This is a genomic window from Streptomyces sp. NPDC002790 (assembly GCF_040295505.1).
Classification (GTDB): domain Bacteria; phylum Actinomycetota; class Actinomycetes; order Streptomycetales; family Streptomycetaceae; genus Streptomyces.
Genome location: NZ_JBEOVM010000112.1, coordinates 1 through 20,299 on the forward strand (window position 1 = coordinate 1; position 20,299 = coordinate 20,299).

Annotated in this window: 17 protein-coding genes and 1 pseudogene; 10 read left to right on the plus strand and 8 right to left on the minus strand. The window is 70.7% G+C overall.

Annotated features, from left to right (window positions below):
* Positions 1 to 112 precede the first annotated feature (112 nt).
* The 3 genes from ABT004_RS30640 to mce all read right to left on the minus strand — a co-directional run bounded on the left by ABT004_RS30640 (position 113) and on the right by mce (position 5,934).
* Positions 113 to 1,048 (minus strand): coiled-coil domain-containing protein, encoded by a 936-nt coding sequence (locus tag ABT004_RS30640; RefSeq protein WP_351343151.1) that lies wholly within the window; start codon positions 1,046 to 1,048, stop codon positions 113 to 115.
* A 192-nt stretch (positions 1,049 to 1,240) separates the two neighbouring features.
* Complete coding sequence (gene scy / locus ABT004_RS30645) at positions 1,241 to 5,251, minus strand: polarized growth protein Scy (protein ID WP_351343152.1); 4,011 nt, start codon at positions 5,249 to 5,251, stop codon at positions 1,241 to 1,243.
* Positions 5,252 to 5,493: 242 nt separating this feature from the next.
* Positions 5,494 to 5,934 carry a methylmalonyl-CoA epimerase gene (gene mce, locus ABT004_RS30650; protein ID WP_351343153.1) on the minus strand — a complete coding sequence of 147 codons (441 nt, stop codon included), beginning with the start codon at positions 5,932 to 5,934 and terminating at the stop codon, positions 5,494 to 5,496.
* A 138-nt stretch (positions 5,935 to 6,072) separates the two neighbouring features.
* Here mce and ABT004_RS30655 point away from each other — a divergent pair, with 138 nt between their 5' ends.
* The 3 genes from ABT004_RS30655 (at position 6,073) to ABT004_RS30665 (ending at position 9,733) form a co-directional block, all read left to right on the plus strand.
* Positions 6,073 to 7,275 carry an acetyl-CoA C-acetyltransferase gene (locus ABT004_RS30655; RefSeq protein ID WP_351343155.1) on the plus strand — a complete coding sequence of 401 codons (1,203 nt, stop codon included), beginning with the start codon at positions 6,073 to 6,075 and terminating at the stop codon, positions 7,273 to 7,275.
* A 47-nt stretch (positions 7,276 to 7,322) separates the two neighbouring features.
* Positions 7,323 to 8,279 (plus strand): methylmalonyl Co-A mutase-associated GTPase MeaB, encoded by a 957-nt coding sequence (gene meaB / locus ABT004_RS30660; protein ID WP_351343157.1) that lies wholly within the window; start codon positions 7,323 to 7,325, stop codon positions 8,277 to 8,279.
* Positions 8,280 to 8,428: 149 nt separating this feature from the next.
* A complete protein-coding gene (locus ABT004_RS30665; RefSeq protein ID WP_351343159.1) occupies positions 8,429 to 9,733 on the plus strand; it encodes an MFS transporter in 1,305 nt (434 codons plus the stop codon).
* On the opposite strand, the gene ABT004_RS30670 is transcribed toward ABT004_RS30665, so the two are convergent.
* Positions 9,700 to 10,338, minus strand: coding sequence for a PepSY domain-containing protein (locus tag ABT004_RS30670; RefSeq protein WP_351343160.1), 639 nt, complete (start codon positions 10,336 to 10,338; stop codon positions 9,700 to 9,702). The two genes, ABT004_RS30665 and ABT004_RS30670, sit on opposite strands and share 34 nt — an antisense overlap.
* A 137-nt stretch (positions 10,339 to 10,475) precedes the next feature.
* On the opposite strand from ABT004_RS30670, the gene ABT004_RS30675 reads away from it, so the two are divergent.
* Positions 10,476 to 11,147, plus strand: a complete 672-nt coding sequence (locus tag ABT004_RS30675; protein WP_351343162.1) for a response regulator transcription factor — start codon at positions 10,476 to 10,478, stop codon at positions 11,145 to 11,147.
* A 23-nt stretch (positions 11,148 to 11,170) separates the two neighbouring features.
* Complete coding sequence (locus tag ABT004_RS30680) at positions 11,171 to 12,607, plus strand: sensor histidine kinase (protein ID WP_351343176.1); 1,437 nt, start codon at positions 11,171 to 11,173, stop codon at positions 12,605 to 12,607.
* 4 nt (positions 12,608 to 12,611) lie between these two features.
* Here the strand turns inward: ABT004_RS30680 and ABT004_RS30685 are convergent, their stop codons facing one another.
* The 4 genes from ABT004_RS30685 to ABT004_RS30700 form a co-directional block, all read right to left on the minus strand.
* Positions 12,612 to 13,088: a MarR family winged helix-turn-helix transcriptional regulator gene (locus tag ABT004_RS30685; protein WP_351343164.1), complete on the minus strand. Its 477-nt coding sequence runs from the start codon at positions 13,086 to 13,088 to the stop codon at positions 12,612 to 12,614.
* Between the two features lie 133 nt (positions 13,089 to 13,221).
* On the minus strand, positions 13,222 to 13,968 hold the full coding sequence (locus ABT004_RS30690) for an AIM24 family protein (RefSeq protein ID WP_351343177.1): 747 nt from the start codon (positions 13,966 to 13,968) through the stop codon (positions 13,222 to 13,224).
* Between the two features lie 38 nt (positions 13,969 to 14,006).
* Positions 14,007 to 14,660, minus strand: a complete 654-nt coding sequence (locus ABT004_RS30695; RefSeq protein WP_351343179.1) for an AIM24 family protein — start codon at positions 14,658 to 14,660, stop codon at positions 14,007 to 14,009.
* 5 nt (positions 14,661 to 14,665) lie between these two features.
* Positions 14,666 to 15,304, minus strand: coding sequence for an AIM24 family protein (locus ABT004_RS30700; RefSeq protein ID WP_351343166.1), 639 nt, complete (start codon positions 15,302 to 15,304; stop codon positions 14,666 to 14,668).
* Between the two features lie 130 nt (positions 15,305 to 15,434).
* Here ABT004_RS30700 and ABT004_RS30705 point away from each other — a divergent pair, with 130 nt between their 5' ends.
* From ABT004_RS30705 to glxA, 5 genes and pseudogenes are all read left to right on the plus strand, one after another.
* Positions 15,435 to 15,779 carry a DUF3817 domain-containing protein gene (locus tag ABT004_RS30705; protein WP_351343168.1) on the plus strand — a complete coding sequence of 115 codons (345 nt, stop codon included), beginning with the start codon at positions 15,435 to 15,437 and terminating at the stop codon, positions 15,777 to 15,779.
* Entirely contained in the window at positions 15,776 to 16,069 is a 294-nt protein-coding gene (locus ABT004_RS30710) for an MTH1187 family thiamine-binding protein (RefSeq protein WP_351343170.1), read from the plus strand. Before ABT004_RS30705 ends, ABT004_RS30710 begins: the two co-directional genes overlap by 4 nt.
* Positions 16,070 to 16,165: 96 nt before the next feature.
* Positions 16,166 to 16,339 (plus strand): annotated as a pseudogene (locus ABT004_RS30715) (thiamine-binding protein); the annotation flags it as partial.
* A 119-nt stretch (positions 16,340 to 16,458) separates the two neighbouring features.
* Entirely contained in the window at positions 16,459 to 18,234 is a 1,776-nt protein-coding gene (locus ABT004_RS30720; RefSeq protein WP_351343172.1) for a glycosyltransferase family 2 protein, read from the plus strand.
* 3 nt (positions 18,235 to 18,237) lie between these two features.
* Positions 18,238 to 20,193: a radical copper oxidase GlxA gene (gene glxA / locus ABT004_RS30725; protein WP_351343174.1), complete on the plus strand. Its 1,956-nt coding sequence runs from the start codon at positions 18,238 to 18,240 to the stop codon at positions 20,191 to 20,193.
* Positions 20,194 to 20,299: the final 106 nt, after the last annotated feature.

Genomic DNA, 20,299 nt, shown 5'->3' on the forward strand with positions numbered 1-20,299 from the left:
GGGCTTGATCTTTCAAGCCCCGCCGGCGATTGAGGCGATCTTTCAAGCCCCTGCGGCGATTGAGCAGGCCTTTCAAGCCCCGCCGGGGCCGGGGCCGCCGGCGGGGCTTGAATTAGCGGGACTGCTGGGCCGGGACTCCGCGGGAGGCCGGCTCGTCCTCTGCCGGGGCGCCCGCGGCGGCGACCGCCGCACCCGTGAGGGTGGCCAGCATCTCGCGGACATTCGTCAGCTGCGCGTTGATCGAGTCGCGGCGGTTGGTGAGTGCCGCCAGCTCCCGCTCGGACTCGCTGCGGATCCGGTCCGCCTTCGCGTTCGCGTCCGCGACGATGTCCTCGGCCTGACGCTGAGCCGTCTCCACCGTCTGGCGGGCGCGGCGCTCGGCGTCGGTACGCAGCTTCTCGGCCTCGAGGCGGAGCTGCTCGGCGCGGTGCTCGATCTCGGCGAGGCGCTTCTCGGCCTTGGCCTGACGCGAGGCCAGGTCACGCTCCGACTGCTCGCGGCGCTTGGCAAGGTTCGTCTCGAAGTCGGCGGCGGCCTGGGCGGCCTTGGCGCGCGTCTCCTCGAAGAGGGCGTCCGCCTCCTCGCGCTTGGACTGCGCGTCCTTCTGCGCCTCGGAGCGCAGCGCGGTGGCCTCGCCCTTGGCCTTCTCGACGATCCGAACGCCCTCGTCCTCGGCCTTGGACTTGCGCTCGACGGCGAACGACTCCGCGTCGTTGCGCACCTGCTGGGCCGCGGACTCGGCGAGCTCCCGGTGCTGCTCGGCAGCCCTGCGGGCCTCTTCGCGCAGGTCCTTGGCCTCCTCCTCGGCGAGGCGGAGGATCTTCTCGACGCGCGCGCCGAGGCCGGCGTACGACGGCTCCGCGTCGTTCACCTGCGCCTGGGCGTTCTGCGTCTCGAGGTGGAGTTCCTCGATGCGCTTTTCCAGAGCAGTGATACGAGCAAGAGCGCTGTCACGGTCGGAGACGAGCTTGGAGATCCGTTCGTCCACCTGAGCGCGGTCGTACCCACGCCGCACAAGCTCGAAGCCGTAGGGGGAAGTGTCGCTCATGGGGTTCCTGTCGAATGAGACCGGTGAGGTGATAGGGGGAATCCTAGGGGGCGTAGCGGCGTGTCATCGGGCGGATGTCGGATTGGTCAGCCTTCAGCTCTAGAATGTCACCCCTTTTGAGTGGCGTAGGGACGGAGTACTTGCCAGAACAGGACCAAACGTCCTTGGCGAGCACGATAGTTGGCCGAAAGGCTAGCCCTCCGAACTCTTGCCACCCGAACGTGTGGCCCCTGCGGTGGCCCCCGCCTTGACGCCACCCGCGGCGGAGCCGCTATTGGACGCGGTCTTGGCGCCCCCGCCCGTCGGAGCCTCGAAGCTCTCCAACGCCTCCAGTACGTCCTGGACACGGGAGATCTCGGCGTTGATGTCCTCGCGGCGCCTGACCAGCACGTCGAGGTCCCGCTGGCCCTTCTCGGTCATGGCCGTGGCCTCCTCCTCCGCGTCCGCCTTGATCTTTTCCGCCTCGCGGGACAGGTCGGCCTTCTTCTGCTCGGCTTCCTTGAGAAGACCTTCGGCCTTCTTCACGGCCGCGATCCGGACCTTGCCGGCCTCCGAATTCGCGTCGTTCAGCAGCTCCTTGGCCTTCGTCTGCGCCTCGGAGAGCTGCTCCTCCGCGGCCTTGACGAGGGCGTCACAGCGGTCGCCCGCGTTCTTCATGGCCTCCGAGGACTCGCGGCGCGCGCGCTCGTGCAGCTCCTCGATCTCGGTCGTGATCCGGTCCCGCAGCTCCTCGGCGCGCTCCCTGATCTGCGTCGCGTCCCTGCGGGCGCCGACGAGCAACTCGTCCGCGTCCGTACGGGACTTCTCCACGATCGAGTTGCCCTCGACGGTCGACTCCGCGATCAGACGCTCGGCCTCTGTACGGGCCGCGCCGACCATCGTGTCGGCCTGCGACTCCGCGTCGGCGGTCGTCTTCTGCGCCGCCTCCTGCGCCTCGCGGGTCAGCTTGTCGGCCTCGGCCGCGGACTCCGTGATCAGCTTGTCGACCTGCTCCGCGGCCTCCGTACGCCGCTTGTTGGCGTCCTTGCGGGCCTCGTCCAGGGTGTGTTCGGACTCCTCGCGCGCGGCCGCCGTGATGCGGTCCGCCTCGGCCGCGGCGTCCGCCTTGACGCGCTCGGATTCGGTGCGGATCCGCTCGGCGTGCTGCTGCGCGGAGGCGACCGTCTCGGCGGCCTCGGCGCGCAGCCGCTCCGCGTCGCCGGACGCGTCCGAGATCAGCTTCTCGGCATTGGCCACGGACTCGGTCCGTACGCGCTCGGCCTCGGCCCGCGTCTCGTGGGTCAACTGCTCGGCGGCGGCCGTCGATTCGGCGCGCAGCCGCTCGGCCTCGGTGCTCGCGTCACCGACGAGCTTCTCGGCCTTCGCCGTGGACTCGGAGCGGACCCGCTCCGCCTCGGCGTTGGTCTCCGTCGTCAGGCGCTCGGCCTCGGTGGCCGACTCGGTGATCAGCGTGTCGGCCTGCTCGGCCGCGTCCGAGCGGATCCGGTTGGCGTCCTCGCGGGCGTCCGCGCGGGTGCGCGAGGCGTCCTGGTCGGCGGCCGAGCGCAGGTCGGAGGCCTCCGTACGGACCTGCTGGGCGTGCTCTGAGGCGTCCGTGCGCAGCCGCTCCGCCTCCGTGAAGGCCTCCGAAACGGTGCGCTCCGCCATCGCCTTGGCGGCCTCCGCCTCGGTGGTGGCCTCGGAACGGACCCGGTTCGCGTCCTCGGTGGCGCGCTCGCGCTCCGCGTAGGCGTCGGAGCGGACCCGGTCGGCCTCCTCCTGCGCCTCCGTCCGCGTGCGCTCCGCCGCGTGCTCGGCGGCGCTGCGCAGCCCGGTGATCTCCTCCTGGGCCTGCTCGTGCAGACCGGCCACGGAGTCGCGCACCTGCTGCGCCGTCTGCTCGGCGGCCGAGACCATCTCGGTCGCCCGCTGGTCCGCCTCCTCGACCAGACGTACGGCCTCGGCCTGCGCCTCGTCGACACGCGCGCGTGCCACCGCGAGGAGCTCCTCGCTCTGCTCGCGGGCCCGCGAGCGCTCCTGCTCGGCCTCCTCGCGCGCGCTGCCGAGCGTCTCATCGGCCTCGCGGCGGCGCCGGGCCGCCTCCTCCTGGGCGGCGGCCAGCGTCTCGGCGGCCTCGGTGGCGATCCGCTCGGCGGCGGTCCGCGCCTCGGCGCGGGTCCGGTCGGCGGACTCCTGCGCCTCCGTCTTGAGCCGCTCGGCCTCCGCCGCGGCCTCGGACTGCAGTCGTACGGCGGCGTTCTCGGCTTCGGAGCGGGTCGTCGAGGCATCGGACGCGGCCTCGTCGCGAAGGCGCTCGGCCTCCGCCTCGGCCTGCGACTGCACCGTGCGGGCGCGCTCGGCGGCGTCCGCGCGCAGCCGCTCGACCTCCTCGGCGGCCTCGCGGCGCAGCGTCTCGCCCTGCTCCCGCGCCTCGTTCAGCGCCGTCTCCGACGCGGTCAGGCGCTCCTCGGCCTCCGTGTGCAGGCGGGTCAGCTCGTGGGCCGCCTCATCCTGCTTGGCCCGCATCGCCTGCTCGGCCTCGTCCTTGAGCTCCTGCGCCGCGCGCTCCGCCTCGGACCTGGTGGCCTCGGCCTGCTCCTCGGCCTCGGTGCGGTACCGCTCGGTCTCCGCGCGCGTGCGCTCCAGCGTCTCCTCGGCCTGCTTGCGCAGTGACGTGGCCCGCTCGATGGCCTCCGTACGGACGCGCTCGCTCTCCGTCGTCGCGGAGGTCCGCAGCTCGTCGGCGTCGGCCTTCGCCTTGGAGAGCAGCTGCTCTGCGGTGCTGGCCGACTCCTCGATCTGCTGGACGGCCTCGCGGCGGGCCTCGGCCCGGATCCGCTCGCCCTCCTCGACGGCCTCGGCGCGCAGCTGCTCGGCCTCGCCGCGCAGCCGCCGCGCCTCTTCCTGAAGCTCGACGGTCTTGGCGCGGTACTCCTTGGTGTCGTCCTTGGCGGCGCCCTTGAGTTCCGTCGCCAGGTCGTGCGCCTCGGCGCGCAGCCGGTCGGCCTCGGTCTCGGCGTCGGTGCGGAGCCGCTCCGCCTCGTCGGCCGCCGCCTTCGTCGTCGCCTTGGCTTCCTCGGACGCCTTGTTGAGCACGTCCTCCGCGGTGCGCGCGGCCTTCGCGAGCTCGCCGGCGGTCTCCTCGGCGGTGACCGTACGGGCCTTCTCCTTGGCCGCGGCGATCAGCGTCTCGGCCTCGGCCTTCGCGTCGGCGACGACCTGCTCGGCCTCCGACCTGGTGGTCTCCGCGTCCTTGGTGGCCTCCTGCACGAGGCGGGCCACCTGCTCCTTGGCGGTGCGGGTGCGCTGCTCGTTGGCCGCCTCGGCGCTCGCGAGCTGCTTGCCCGCGGCGTCCTTCGCCTCCGCGAGCACCTTGTCGGCCTCGGTGCGGGCCTCGCGCAGCGCGCTGTCCGCCTCGGCGATCTTCTGCTCGGCGGCCCGGCTCAGTTCTCCGGAGCGGCGGCGGACCTGCTCGGACTCCTCGCCCGTCGACGTCCGCAGTTGCTCGGCGTGGTCGGTGGCCTCCTGCGCCTGCGTCGACGCGGCGTTCAGGAGGCGCTCGGCGTCCTGCCGGGCGCGGGCCAGGATCGACTGCGCCTCGGAGCGCGCCTCCTCGGCCTCGGAGGTGAGTCGCTGGCGGGCCTGGTCGGCGACCCGCTCGGCCTCGGTGCGGGCGGCGGCGAGCGCCTGGTCGGCCTCGGCGCGGGACTCGTCGAGGAGGCGGCGGGCCTGCTGCTCGGTGCGGGCGCGCAGTTGCTCGGCCCACTGCACGTTCTCGTTGACGTGCGTCTCGACCGTGCGGCGGCGCTCGGCGAGCTCCTGGTCGAGCTGCTGGCGGCGGTTGACCGCCTCCGTGTGCAGGTCGGACTGGAGCCGGGACTGCTGCTCGGCGTGTTCCTGGAGGATCCGCTGGGTCTGCGCGCGGGCATCGCGCAGCTCGCGCTCGGCGTCGGCGCGCAACTGCTCGGCCTGGATCTGCGCGTTGCGCAGGAGCTGCTCGGCCTGGTAGCCGATGTCCGACCCGTCGTAGGCAGGCCGGGACGCGAGGCTGCGGCGCGCCTCGTGCAACTTGGCGCGCAACACCTCCACCTGGTAGCCGAGGTCCTCGGCGTGCTGGACGGCCTTCTCCCGATCGGTCTTCAGCCGGTCCATCTCGGCTTCGAACCGCGAGAGATGGTCGGTCTCAGCCGGCCGTCGGCCGTCCTGGCTCTCATAGCCCCGCACTGCGCGGTCCCATCCGTCCCCTGGTCGCAAGTTCTTCTTACGAGCCCCGCCCATCCCGCGGACGGAGCCCCCGGGGAATGGTGTCAGATCGAATGGCGTGGCGCCGTCGGACCGGTGCGGCTGCTGCCGTGTGCTGCCCGACTTGCCCCGACCCTCGTCCCCCGATACCCGGACCCCGGCCCACGACCGGCCGTTGGAGACGGCAGCCGCCCCACAAGCCTACCGGCACGGCTATGTGGAGATCAGTGCTCCGTCGAGTCCTTGGGTGCGGCGGTGACGAGTTCGGTCAGTACGCCGTGGCAGTCCTTGGGGTGCAGGAACGTGATCCGCGAGTCCATCGAGCCGCGCCGGGGCTCGTCGTAGAGGACGCGGACGCCCTTGTCCTTGATGTCGGCGGCGTCCGCGTCGACGTCGGCCGTGCCGAAGGCGATGTGGTGCACACCCTCGCCGTTCTTGGCCAGCCACTTGCCGACGGCCGAGTCCTCGCGGGTGGGTTCGAGCAACTGGAGGTAGGTGGCGCCCCCGTCGCTCGTCTCATTGACCTTGAGCATGGCCTCGCGCACGCCCTGCTCCTCGTTGACCTCGGAGTGGTACACCTCGAAGCCGTACGTGGCCCGGTAGAACTCGACGGTCTTGTCGAGGTCGAAGCAGGCGATCCCGATGTGGTCGATTCGCGTCAGCATGCTGTCAGTGCAGCGCGCTCCGAGTGGTTACGCAACGTGCGCGCGATCACACTCGTGTGCCGGTGACGCGGGCCATACCGGTCAGTACCTTTCTAGGTAAACCCTCGTTCACTCCTCACCTCCAAGGGGCCGTGCCTCATGTCAGGAACGACCGGTACCACCTCAGTGATCGTCGCGGGCGCGCGGACGCCCATGGGCCGTCTGCTCGGCTCGCTCAAGTCCTTCTCCGGAGCCGACCTCGGCGGCTTCGCGATCAAGGCCGCCCTCGACCGTGCGGGAATCGGTGGCGACCAGGTGCAGTACGTGATCATGGGCCAGGTGCTGCAGGCCGGGGCGGGGCAGATCCCGGCGCGCCAGGCCGCGGTCAAGGCGGGCATTCCGATGAACGTCCCGGCGCTCACGATCAACAAGGTGTGTCTGTCCGGGCTCGACGCCGTCGCGCTCGCCGACCAGCTGATTCGCGCCGGCGAATTCGACGTGGTCGTGGCCGGTGGCCAGGAGTCCATGACGAACGCTCCGCACCTGCTGCCGAAGTCTCGCGAGGGCTACAAGTACGGCGCGATCGAGATGCTCGACGCGATGGCGCACGACGGCCTCACCGACGCCTTCGAGAACATCCCCATGGGCGCCTCGACGGAGAAGCACAACACCCGCCTGGGCATCGCCCGTCCCGCGCAGGACGAGGTGGCCGCCCTGTCGCACCAGCGGGCCGCCGCCGCGCAGAAGAACGGCATCTTCGAGGCCGAGATCACGCCCGTCGAGATCCCGCAGCGCAAGGGCGAGCCGGTCCTCTTCAGCAAGGACGAGGGCATCCGCGCGGAGACCACCGCGGAGTCGCTCGGCAAGCTGCGCCCGGCCTTCGACAAGGAGGGCACGATCACCGCGGGCACCTCCTCGCAGATCTCGGACGGCGCCGCGGCGGTCGTCGTCATGAGCAAGACGAAGGCGCAGGAGCTGGGCCTGGAGTGGATCGCCGAGATCGGCGCGCACGGCAACGTCGCGGGACCGGACAACTCGTTGCAGTCGCAGCCCTCGAACGCCATCCAGCACGCCCTCAAGAAGGAGGGCATCGCCACCGAGGACCTCGACCTCATCGAGATCAACGAGGCCTTCGCGGCGGTCGCCGTGCAGTCGATGAAGGACCTCGGCGTGTCCTCGGAAAAGGTGAACGTCAACGGTGGTGCCATCGCCCTGGGTCACCCGATCGGGATGTCCGGCGCGCGCATCGTCCTGCACCTCGCCCTGGAGCTGAAGCGGCGCGGCGGCGGCGTCGGCGCGGCCGCCCTGTGCGGTGGTGGCGGTCAGGGTGACGCGCTGGTGGTGCGGGTACCCAAGGCGTAGCGCCTTTCGGATTCGTCGGCGTACGGGAACTGGTGAACGGAGCTGTGATGCAGGACGTCCCCACGTTGGTCGCGCAGGCGAGGGAGGGCAGGCCGCGTGCCGTGGCCCGGCTGATCTCGCTGGTGGAGGGGGCGTCCCCGCAGCTGCGCGAGGTCATGGCCGCACTGGCCCCGCTGACCGGGAACGCGTACGTGGTCGGGCTCACCGGCTCGCCCGGTGTCGGCAAGTCGACCTCCACGTCGGCGCTCGTGAGCGCGTACCGGCGGACCGGGAAGCGGGTCGGTGTACTCGCGGTCGACCCCTCGTCGCCGTTCAGCGGCGGCGCGCTCCTCGGCGACCGGGTCCGGATGTCCGAGCACGCGTCCGACCCCGGCGTCTACATCCGCTCGATGGCGACGCGCGGGCACCTCGGCGGGCTCGCGTGGGCCGCGCCGCAGGCGATCCGGGTCCTCGACGCCGCCGGCTGCGACGTGATCCTGGTCGAGACGGTCGGCGTGGGCCAGTCCGAGGTCGAGATCGCCTCGCAGGCGGATACGAGTGTGGTCCTGCTCGCGCCCGGCATGGGCGACGGGATCCAGGCGGCCAAGGCCGGAATCCTGGAGATCGGCGACGTGTACGTGGTCAACAAGGCCGACCGGGACGGCGCCGACTCCACGGCCCGCGAGCTGAACCACATGCTGGGGCTCGGCGAATCCCGCGCCCCCGGCGACTGGCGCCCCCCGATCGTGAAGACGGTCGCCGCGCGCGGTGAGGGCATCGACGAGGTCGTCGAGGCCCTGGAGAAGCACCGGGCGTGGATGGAGGAGCACGACGTGCTCTCCGAGCGCCGTGCGGCGCGCGCGGCCCGCGAGGTCGAGACGATCGCGGTGACCGCCCTGCGCGAACGGATCGGCGACCTCTCCGGGGACCGCCGCCTCGGCGCACTCGCCGAACGCATCGTGTCCGGCGACCTCGACCCGTACCGGGCGGCGGACGAGCTGGTGAAGGGCCTCACGGGGTCATGACCGCGAACGCGGCGGGTTCCTGACGGTCTGTTCACCGCGGGCGCCCGCTGTTACGGTGCGGCCATGTCCTTCCTCCGTGTGTAGAGAACTCCGGTGCTTCCACGCCCCGTTGAGTTCTCCACGCATGCTTCCTTCCGGAGGAAACCGTCATGTACGCCGCCGTGTTGCGGACCCCGTACGCCCTGCGCACCTTTGGTGCCGCCCTGCTCGGGCGCCTCTCCTACGGGACCGTCGCTCTCTCCCTGATGCTCGCCGTGACCGCCGCCACCGGCTCGTACGCCGTCGCGGGCGCGGTCATGGCGCTGTACGGCGCCGCCAGCGTGCTCCTGTCACCGCTGCGCGCCCTGCTCATCGACCGGTACGGGCCGCGCCGCGCGCTGCCCCCGATGGCCCTGTCGTACGCCGCGCTGCTCGCGGTCCTCGCCGCCGTCGCCTGGCGGCCGGAGGCGCCCGCCTGGCTGCTCGTCGCCCTCGCCCTGCCGACCGGGGCGCTGACGCCGCCGCTCGGGCCCACGATGCGCACCGTGTGGGGGCAACTCCTGTCCGACCGGCGGCTGTTGCAGCGCGCCTACAGCCTCGACGGGGTCGCCGAGGAACTGCTGCTCGTGTCGGGGCCCGTGCTGGTGGGCGTGCTGGTGCTGTGGGTCCCCGCCGCCTTCGGTGTCGCCCTGAGCGCCGCGCTCGTGGCCGTCGGAACGCTTGTGTTCGTCGCCTCGCCCGCCGTGGCGCGGGTGGCCGCGGCGCCGCGGCCTGCCGGGCGCCGTCGTACGGCCCGGGGGAAGGTCGCCCGCAGGCTCCGGCAGCCGGTGGCCGTGACCCTCGGCGTCGGGTTCGCGCTCGGTGCGGCCGATCTGCTGGTGCTCGCGTTCGCCGAGGACCGGGGGCGGGGCGGGGCGGCTGCGTGGATCCTGGCCGCACTTTCGGCGGGCAGTGCGGTGGGCGGGCTCGTGAACGGGGCCGTGGACCGTCGCGGGGATCCGCGCACCCGGCTGGCGTTCCTGGCGGTCGGCCTCGCGGTGGCGCTGGGAGCCGCGGCGCTGGCGCCGGGGCTCGTCGCGCTCGCGGTGGCGGCGGCGTGCGTGGGCCTGTTCGTCGCGCCGGCCCTGACCACGGCGTACCTGATCGCGGACGCCTCGGTGGACGCCGGGTTCCGTACGCAGGCCGGGGCCTGGGTCAACACGTCCCTGAACGCGGGCTGTTCGGCCGGCACGGCGGGCATCGGCCTGCTCGTGGGCCACGCCCCGCTGCCCCTCTGCTTCGCGGCGGCGGCGTTGGCCCCGCTGGTGGCGGGGGTCGCGGCGCTTGCGACGTTCGAGCAGCGGGGTTCGTATTTCAAGCCCCTGCGGCGTTTGAGCAGCGGGATCCGGGGCGGAGCCCCGTGGCCCGCGCCCCGGTCCCGGGCGACCGTCAGTCGTGACCGTCAGTCGTCATCGCCGTCGTCGTCCGACGAGTGATCCACGGACACCGCACCCGACTGGAGGTCGACATACCAGTCGTGCTCCGTCCCGTTCGCGGACGTCGTCTCGACCTCCCAGACCTTGACCACTCCGTCGTCATCCGCGTCCACGGACGTGACCGTCCCCTTCGAGCCTGCCGCCTTCGCCGCGTCCTCGGCCGACGTCGACGCGTCCTTCAGGGTCGCCGCGACACGCGCCGCGTTGTCGTCCCCGTCGTCGTCGCGCTCCGTGTGGGAGCCCAGCACCTTGCCCGTGCCCGGGTCGACCTCCACGTGCTGCCACTTGTTGCCGGAGCCGATCACGTCGACGTCCCAGACGAGCCGGCCGTCGTCGGAGTCGAGGTCGGCGCCGACGGCCGTGCCGGGCTTGTGCTTCAGGGCGGCGGCGATGGCGTCCTGGGCCGAGACCTTGGCGCCCTTCGCCTCGTTCGCCTCTTCCTGGTGGTCGCTCACGCCATCGTCGTCCTTGACCCGCACGGACGACTTCGACGCGGCCGACTTCGACGAGCCGCCGTCGTCGCCGACCGCGAAGGCGGTGGCCGTGCCCCCGCCGAGCAGCGCGACGGCGGCGATGGCGGAGATGACAGTGGTACGGCGCTTCATGAGCTTCTCCCGTGTCTGGTTGGGCGGCTTCGGGCCGCCCTGTCCGTCCTTCGAGAAACACACTGCCCGGACGACCCTGAAGCCCCGCTGAAGAACCCTGAAGGCTTCTTCAGGTTCGACCTGCGACCCTTGCCCACATGCGCCTGTTGATCGTCGAGGACGAGAAGCGACTCGCCCTGTCCCTTGCCAAGGGCCTCACCGCCGAGGGCTACGCCGTCGATGTGGTCCACGACGGCCTGGAGGGTCTGCACCAGGCGAGCGAGGCGGCGTACGACCTGGTCGTGCTCGACATCATGCTGCCCGGCATGAACGGCTACCGGGTCTGCGCCGCCCTGCGCGCCGCCGGCAACGACGTGCCGATCCTGATGCTGACCGCGAAGGACGGCGAGTACGACGAGGCGGAGGGGCTCGACACCGGCGCGGACGACTACCTGACCAAGCCGTTCTCGTACGTGGTGCTGGTCGCGCGCGTGAAGGCGCTGCTGCGGCGCCGCGGCAGCAACCACAGCGCCAACCCCGTGCACGCCGTCGGCCCCTACGCCGTCGACACCGCCGCGCGCCGCGTCACCCACGCCGAGGACGGTGAAGTCCCGCTCACCACCAAGGAGTTCGCGGTCCTGGAGCAGCTCGTGACACGCGCCGGTGAGCTCGTGTCCAAGAGCGAGATCCTCGACCACGTGTGGGACTTCGCGTACGAGGGGGACCCGAACATCGTCGAGGTGTACGTCAGCGCGCTGCGCCGCAAGCTCGGCTCCTCCCTCATCCGTACGGTGCGGGGCGCCGGCTACCGGCTCGAGGTGCCCCGATGAGTGGGCTGAGCAGGCCGAGCAGGCTGAGGAGGCCCTTCAGCTCCGTACGGGCCCGCGCCGCCCTCGCCGCCACCCTCGTCGTCGCGGTCGCCCTGGTCGCGGCCGGTGCCACCGTGCTGCTCTCGCTGCGCTTCAACCTCACCGGTCAGGCGGGCGGCGACGCCGACTCCACCGCCCGCCGCGTCGCCACCTCCCTGGCCACCGGCACCGCGCCCGGAGCGCTCGACCTGGACGACGAGGACCCGGTTCAGGTCCTCGACGAGGACGGCAGGGTGCTGGCCACGTCCGAGGACCTGGAGAAGATCTCCGGCACCGGCGTGAGCGACGTCAAAACCGTCACGGCGCGCCCCGATGACGACGGCGACGACGACGGAGGCGACGACAGCCAGCAGAACGGCAGCGTCTCCAACGACACCGACTACACCGACGGCAGCGCCACCATCGACGGCGACAGCGCCGACTACCGGTTCGCCGCGGTCGAGGTCGAGGACACCGCGTACGGGGATCTGACCGTGCACGCGGGCGGCTCCCTGGAAGCCGAACAGAGCGCGGGCAGCACGGCGTTGACCTCCATGCTGATCGGTTTCCCGGTACTGCTCGTCATCGTGGGCGGAGTGACGTACCTGGTGACGCGGCGCGCGCTGCGGCCCGTGGAGGGCATCCGCGCCGAGATGGCCGCGATCACGGCGTCGCAGGACCTGGGGAGGCGGGTACCGGAACCGGACACCCACGACGAGGTGGCCCGGCTCGCAGGCACCACGAACGAGACGCTCGCCGCACTGGAGGCCTCCGTGGACCGCCAGCGCCGCTTCGTCGCCGACGCCTCGCACGAGCTGCGCAGCCCGATCGCCTCGCTGCGCACCCAGCTCGAAGTCGGCGCGGCGCACCCGGAGTTGCTCGATGTGGACGGCGCCGTCGAGGACACCGTGCGGCTGCAGGAACTGGCCGCCGATCTGCTGCTGCTCGCCCGGCTCGACGCGGGAGAGAAGCCCGGCGCCGCCGAGGTCGACCTCGGCGCCCTGGTGCGCGAGGAGTTGTCGCAGCGCGTCGGCGACCGGCTGCCCGTCTCGGTGGACGTACAGGTGGACGTACAGGAGGAGGCCCAGGTCACCGGTTCCCGCGGCCAGTTGGCGCGCGTGCTCGGCAATCTGGTGGACAACGCGCAGCGGCATGCCCGTACCGGTGTGCACGTCACGCTGCGCACCGGGGACGGCGGCCGTGTGGTCCTCGGCGTCGCCGACGACGGTCAGGGCGTGCCGGAGGACGAGCGGGAGCGGATCTTCGAGCGGTTCGTACGGCTCGACGACGCCCGCACCCGGGACGGCGGCGGGGCCGGACTCGGCCTCGCCATCGCCCGGGACGTGGCGGAGCGGCACGGCGGCTCGCTCACGGTGCGTTCCGCGCCGGAGGGCGGCGCGCTCTTCGAGCTCGCGCTGCCCTCCGACCGGACGGGGTTCTGACGGATTACGGTTTGCCGCGTTGCGAACGCAGGTGTTCCGCGATGGGGGAGAGTGCCTGGCGCAAGCTGCCCAGCTCCTGTGCGGAGACGAGGTCCACGAAGTTCCTGCGGACGGATGCCACGTGGTGCGGGGCGACCTTCCGCATGGTCTCCATGCCGTAGTCGGTGAGTACGGTGTAGAGGCCCCGGCGGTCCGACTCGCAGTTCTCGCGGCGGACCAGGCCCGCGTTCTCCATGCGGGTGATCTGGTGCGAGAGCCGGCTCTTGGACTGCAGGGTCGCGGCCGCGAGGTCGCTCATCCGCATCCGGAGATCCTCGGCCTCGGAGAGGTTCACGAGGATCTCGTAGTCGTTCATCGTCAGGCCGAAGGGCTGAAGGTCCTTCTCCAGCTGATAATTGAGCAGTCTGTTGACCTCCAGGTGGGTGCGCCAGGCGCACTGCTCCTCGTCGGTCAGCCACGGCGTGGCCGTCTCGGTCTCCATGGAATCGATTCTACCTAAGAAGTTGAAAGGTGAACGAATGTGGGGGGTGACACTGCGCACCCCGCGCACCCGGGGGTGCTGACCAGAAAATAATGGGGTCACGCGTTCGACGTCACACTCCGCAGACTACCGCTCACAGCCCGAAGCGACGCTGGAGGTCGCCGAGCTGTCCGGGAAGACGCGGTGCTCCCTGCTGACCTGCGGGCGCCCCTGGTCCGCCGGGAACTCCTGCCTGGTGAGGTACGTCACCCACCTGCTGTTCCGGCATCAACGACTCGCTGGATTGCAGCAGCACCGTCCCCGCGCCCACGAACTCGAACTGATGCTCCTCGCCCGAGGCCCCGCCGACGCCCGTCATCGCACGTAGACCGCCGATCACGCCCGTCAGATATCCGTGGTCGTAGTGGTGGCACGGCGCGGGGCAGTCGGCCCAGCCGACGAGCGCCTGCGGGTCGACCCGGATCGGCGGCTCCATGAACACAACCGGACCGTTTGATGCCGCGACGAATTTGCCGGTGCCAATGAGTGTGAGGAAGCCGGGAACGATCGATTGCTTCAGCGCGAGAGTTGGCTGAAAAGCGAGCAGATTTCCCGCGCGGACGGTCAGGTTTCCGGCCTCCAGGTCGTACGAGTTCACGTCGAAGGCCCGGTCCGCGAGCAGCATCTTGCCGCTGCCCTCCGCGACCACCCAGTCGCTCGCGTGCAGCGGGGAGTGGAACGAGGTGCGCACGAGCCGGTCGAGCCGGCCGTGCCCGATGCCGTTGAAGTCGATCCGCCCGTAGTGGGCGATCATCTTCCCCTTCTGCAGGAACCACTGGCTGCCCCGCAGTTCCACGCAGAAGGTGTACGCGTTGACGTTGTCGTCGACCGGCAGGGTCATCGGGTCGAAGATCGCCGGCCCACCGGCGGGTTGAGCGCTCACAGTTTGTCCTCCGACGCCTGTACGTACACCGCACCGCTCCCGCTCAGCTCCAACTGGAACGCCTCGCCGCTGCCGCGCCCCACCATGTCCCGCCAGCCGAGCGCCGTGGACAGCTTGTTGCGCACGTCGCCGTGGTGCGCCACATACGCCTGCGGGTCGACGTGAACGGCCCGGCCGGGGGTGATCGGGACCTCGATGACCCCGCCGTGCGCCATCACGGCCACGGACCCGTGCCCCTGGAGCGTCGTCGTGAACAGGCCCTGCCCGCTGACCTGGCCGCGCACCATCCCCATGACACCGCCCTGCGCGCCCATGAACATCGTCCCCTGCCGCAGCGCCCCGTCGAAGGCGAGCAGCCGGTCCGCCTCCACGTAGAGGGTGTCGCCGGACAGCGTGATCACCTGCACGTGGTGGCCGCCGTGCCCGAACAGCACGGTGCCGCTGCCCTCCACGGTCATCAGCGGCGTCGACTCGTTCGCGACCCGCCGCCCGATCATGGACATCACCCCGCCCTGTCCGCCCTGGACATTGGGCGTGAAGGAGACGTCCCCCTGGTACGCGAGCATCGCGCCGCGCTGGCTGTAGAGCCGCTGCCCCGGTACGACGGTCGCCTCGACCATCTTCGAGTTGATCTCACGGAAGGCCGCCATCGTGCTCACACATCCCCCGCGATCGTGTTGCGCTCACTCGGCTGTACGTAGACGAGCCCGTCGCCCTCGAAGAGGATCTGGAAGGCCTCGCCGCCGCCTTCCCCCAACAACGTACGGAAGGTGACCCCCGACTGGAACGACTGCCGCAGGTTCCCCTGGTGAGCGATGTACGCGCCGGGGTCGACGGTCAGCGGGTAGTCGTGGCCGACGCGCAGGACGACGGCCGGGCCCTCGCTCATGATCGCCGCCTGCCCGTGGCCCTCGACGGTCGTCGTGAACAGGCCGTTGCCCTGGGAGGCGCCGCGTACGCCGGTGAACGAGGTGCCGGTGCGCAGGCCGGCGTCCGTGCAGAGCAGGTTGCTCGACTCGACGTAGAGCTTGTCGCCCTGGAGCCCGACGAGGTTGATCTCGCTCGCCCGGTCGGCGAACCAGCAGGTGCCGTCCCCTTTGACCTCCATCATGGTCATCTGCTCACCGGTGATGCGCCGGGTCACCATGCCCCGGATCCCCTCGCCACCCCCGCTCAGCTTCTTGAACGCCATCCGGCCGTCGTAGGCGACCATCGAGCCGTTCTTCGCCTTCACGCTGTCGCCTGTCATGTCGACGGCCAGCACTTTGCTGCCCTGCAGTCGGAACGTAGCCACGAGGTCGAAGGTAGCCGCCAGGGAGAGCCCGCCGACAGGCCCCCATCGGCGCGATGCCACAATGGGAAAACGCTTGTGCGTACATTCACAAGATCGTTGACCGTCCGCCCGCTCAGCCGAAGGTGCACCTGTGGACCTCAAGACCGCCTCCGCCCTCCGACGCCTCCGCCTGGTCTCCGCACCGGAGGCCGTCTCCTTCCTCCTGCTGCTGATCTGCTCGGTCCTGAAGCGGACGACGGACTTCAACGCGGTGCCCGCGATGGGCATGATCCACGGCGTCCTCTTCGTCCTGTACGTGATCTTCTGGCTCGACGCCTGGAACAAGGCGAAGTGGAGCGTCGGCACCGGCGTCCTCTACTTCGTCCTCTCCGTCCTGCCCACCGGCGGCTTCTTCGCCGAGCGCAAGCTCAAGCGCGAGGGCGAGGCCGCCGTGATCGCCGGCCGCGCCCGCCAGGAGGGCGTGGTCGGCGCATGATCGTCGCCTTCTCCGTGACCCCGCTCGGGGTCGGCGAGGACGTGGGGGAGTACGTCGCCGAAGCGGTCCGCGTGGTCCGCGAATCCGGCCTCCCGAACCGCACGGACGCGATGTTCACCTCCGTTGAAGGTGACTGGGACGAGGTGATGGCCGTGATCAGGCGTGCCGTCGCGGTCGTCGAGGCCCGTGCGCCGCGGGTCTCGGTCGTCATGAAGGCGGACATCCGCCCGGCCGTGACGGACGGCCTGACCTCGAAGGTCGACACGGTCGAGCGACACCTCTCCGAGTAGCTGCGCACTGCGGTTCCGGCCCGGCCCCCCTGCGGGGTGCCGGGCCGGTTGTTTTTGTGGCCGGGGGTCCGGGGGTTGTCCCCCGGGAGATGCAGTACGTCCGTTGAAGGTGACTGGGACGAGGTGATGGCCGTGATCAGGCGTGCCGTCGCGGTCGTCGAGGCCCGTGCGCCGCGGGTCTCGGTCGTCGTGAAGGCGGACATCCGCCCGGCCGTGACGGACGGCCTGACCTCGAAGGTCGACACGGTCGAGCGACACCTCTCCGAGTAGCTGTCCGGTGTAGCTCTCCCCTTACCTCACTCTTACGCCCTCCTCTGGTCGACACGCCCAGGAAAGTCCCCTTTTGTGGGGTTACCGAGACGGTCGAACACCAGATCCTGGAGGGCGCTGTGCGGCCTGACGAGGGCTACGACTACGACACCTACAGCAGGCTCGCCGGGCCGCTCACCGAGCCGCCCGGCGACGGCGGCTACCGGGTGCAGTACACCTCGCTGCTGGCGAACGAGCCGCACCGAATACGAGCTGTCCTGCTGATGACGCTCGCACCCCTGCTCACCGGGGCACTCCTCGTGTACCTGGTGTGGCCCACCCACTGGGTGGAACGCGAAGGCGGCGAGCGCTGGTTGGTCTCGCTCGACATCGTGATGCTCGTCGCGATCGGGCTCATCGAGCTGTTCATGCTCGTCAACGTCATCTCCATCGCCCACGCGACGATGGTCGCGAGGGACCCGATCCCGGTACGCGCCGAGCCCGGCACCCGCGTCGCGTTCCTCACGACGTACGTCCCCGGCAAGGAACCCCTCGCGATGGTGCGGGCCACCCTCGAAGGCGCCGTGCGCATCGCGCACGAAGGGCCGCTGGACATCTGGCTCCTGGACGAGGGGGACGACCCCGACGCCAAGCGGCTCTGCGCCCGGCTCGGCGTCCACCACTTCACTCGCAAGGGCGTCCCGGAGTGGAACCGGGCGAAGGGCGCCCACAAGACCCGTACCAAGCACGGCAATTACAACGCCTGGCTCGCCTCGCACGGCGCGGACTACGACTTCTTCGCCTCCGTCGACACCGACCACGTGCCGCACCCCGAATTCCTCGAGCGGATGCTCGGCTACTTCCGCGACCCGGACGTCGCGTTCGTCGTCGGCCCGCAGGTCTACGGCAATTACGACTCCCCGGTCACCAAGGCCGCCGAGTCCCAGCAGTTCCTCTTCCACGCGCTGATCCAGCGCGCCGGGAACCGCTACCGCGCCCCCATGTTCGTCGGCACCAACAACGTCGTCCGGATCTCCGCCCTGAAGCAGATCGGCGGCCTCGTCGACTCGATCACCGAGGACATGGCGACCGGCTTCGAGATACACCGCCACCGCAACCCGGACACCCACGAGCGCTGGCGCTCCGTCTACACGCCCGACGTGCTCGCGGTCGGCGAGGGCCCCGCCTCCTGGACGGACTTCTTCACCCAGCAGACCCGCTGGTCGCGCGGCACGTACGAGACGCTGCTGAGGCAGTACTGGAAGGCCCCGGCCTCGATGCCGCTCGGCCGCCTCTTCTCGTACTCGATGATGCTCGTCTACTACCCGATGACGGCCGTCAACTGGCTGCTCGGCGTGCTGAGTTGTGTGCTGTTCCTGTGGACGGGCGCCTCCGGTACGCAGGTGACCGCGTCCGTGTGGCTCATGCTCTACAGCGACGCCGCCGCCCTCCAGATCGGCCTCTACCTCTGGAACCGGCGGCACAACGTCTCGCCGCACGAACCCGAGGGCTCCGGCGGCCTCGCCGGCATGGGAATGTCGGCGATCTCCGCGCCCATCTACCTCAAGTCGCTCGGCGCGGCCCTCCTCGGCCGCCCCAGCCGCTTCGTCGTCACCCCCAAGGGCGGCGACGCCAGCGCCGACCGATGGCTGACCTTCCGTATCCATCTGGCCTGGGCGGGCGTGCTCGCCACGTCGCTCGTGGCGTCCGTCGTCCTCGACCACACCCACGTGGCCATGCGCACATGGGCGGTTCTCGCCCTGTGCATCGCACTCGCGCCGCCCGTCGTGTGGTTCGTCACGCAGCGCCGCGAGGCCGCGGCCGCAGTGACCGTGACCGCCAAGAGGCCGGAGACGGAACCGGTCCGCGCCGTGCAGCCGGCGGCCCCCCGTACATCGACCACAGGTGGGAACTGACGCATGTCCTACAGACCTTCGCGCCGGATGAAGAAGACCGTCTTCGGAGCGGGCGGCGTCGCCCTCCTCGTCGGCCTGAACGCCCCGGCCGCCTGGACCTTCGCCTCCGAACGGTACGAGGACTGGAAGATCGCCCAGCCCGGGTACAAGGCCAAGTACGGCTCCTGGTCGCGGGTCGACATCCCGCAGGAGTACCGCACGAACGCCATCCACGCCGCGCTCCTGCACACCGGCAAGGTGCTCATCGTCGCGGGCTCGGGCAACGAGCAGAAGAGCTTCGACGCGGGCACCTTCGACACCGTCCTGTGGGACCCGAAGGCGAACACCTTCAAGAAGATCCCCACCCCCGCCGACTTCTTCTGTGGCGGCCACGCCCAACTCCCCGGCGGGCGGCTCCTGGTGGCGGGCGGCACCGCCCGCTACGAGCAGCTCGACGGCGAGGTCGAGAGGGCCGGCGGCGGCATGCGCGTCAAGAACGAGAGCCCCGACAAGGCGGTGCACCTGAAGAAGGGCACGAAGTTCCGATCCCCTTCCGGCACCGAGTACGTGTCGAAGTTCGACGTCACCGTCCCGAAGGCGAAGCGCGCCTACGACAAGAAGCGCAACGCCGCCGGGGTCATGCAGCCGTGGAAGACCACGGTCAAGGCGAGCGAGGCACGCGTCTTCGTCGAGGCCGCCCGCAAGGGCAAGCAGTACGTCACCGACGACAACGCCCAGTACGAGATCGAGGGCCTGCGGGGCAAGGACGCCGACAACACGTACGGCCTCTCCGAGAAGATCACCATGGAGAAGCAGGACTTCCAGGGGATCAAGGAGGCGTACGAGTTCGACCCGGTCGCCGAGCGGTACGTGCCGGTCGACCCGATGGCGAAGGCCCGCTGGTACCCCACGCTGGTCGGCCTGGAGGACGGCAAGGTGCTCGCGGTCTCGGGCCTCGACGACGTCGGCATGATCGACCCCGGTGACAACGAGATCTACGACCCGAAGACCAAGAAGTGGTCGATGGGCCCCAAGCGCTACTTCCCGACGTACCCGGCCCTCTTCCTCACCAAGGGCGGCAAGCTCTTCTACCCGGCTTCGAACGCCGGTTACGGCCCCGCCACCAAGGGGCGCGTCCCCGGCCTGTGGGACCTGAAGACCAACAAGTTCGAGAAGGTCCCCGGCCTCACCGACACGGACCAGACGGAGACCTCGTCCTCACTGCTGCTGCCGCCCGCGCAGGACCAGCGGTTCATGATCCTCGGCGGTGGTGGTGTCGGCGAGTCCAAGAAGGCGACGTCCCGCACGGCGGTCGTGGACCTGAAGGAGGAGAACCCCGCCTTCAAGACGGGCCCCCAACTCCCGCAGGGCACCCGCTACTTGAACTCCGTCATCATGCCGGACGACTCCGTCTTCACGACGAACGGCTCGTCCGACTACCGCGGACGCAGCGCCAGCAACATCTTCAAGGCGCAGTTCTACGACCCCGAGCAGAACGCCTTCCGGGAGGCCGCCGCCCCCAAGGTCGGCCGCAACTACCACTCCGAGGCGCTGCTGCTACCCGACGGCCGGGTCGCCAGCTTCGGCTCCGACCCGCTCTACGACAACCAGCAGAACACCAAGCTCGGCCACTTCGAGCAGCGCATGGAGATCTACACGCCGCCCGCGCTGCACCGCGGCGGCGACCAGCGGCCCGTCCTCGGGGCGGGCCCCGAGACCCTCCCGGCGAGCGGTGAGGCCACGTTCCGCACGAAGGACGCGGACGGCATCGTCAAGGCCCGCCTCATGCGGCCGTCCGCGGTGACGCACACGACGGACGTCGAGCAGCGCTCGATCGCCCTCGACGTCACGAAGTCCAAGGGTTCGGTGACGGTGGACGTCCCTCGGGACCGGACGTTGGTGCCGCCGGGGTGGTACATGGTGTTCGTGTCCGACGCGGATGGGGTGTCGTCGGAAGCGAAGTGGATCCAGGTGACGTAAGGCTCACGGAGCCGTGGTGGCGGTCGCGGGGCTCTGCCCCGGACCCCGCGCCTCAATCGCCGGCGGGGGGTGTATATCAATCCCCGCCGGGGATTGTGGAGGCTTT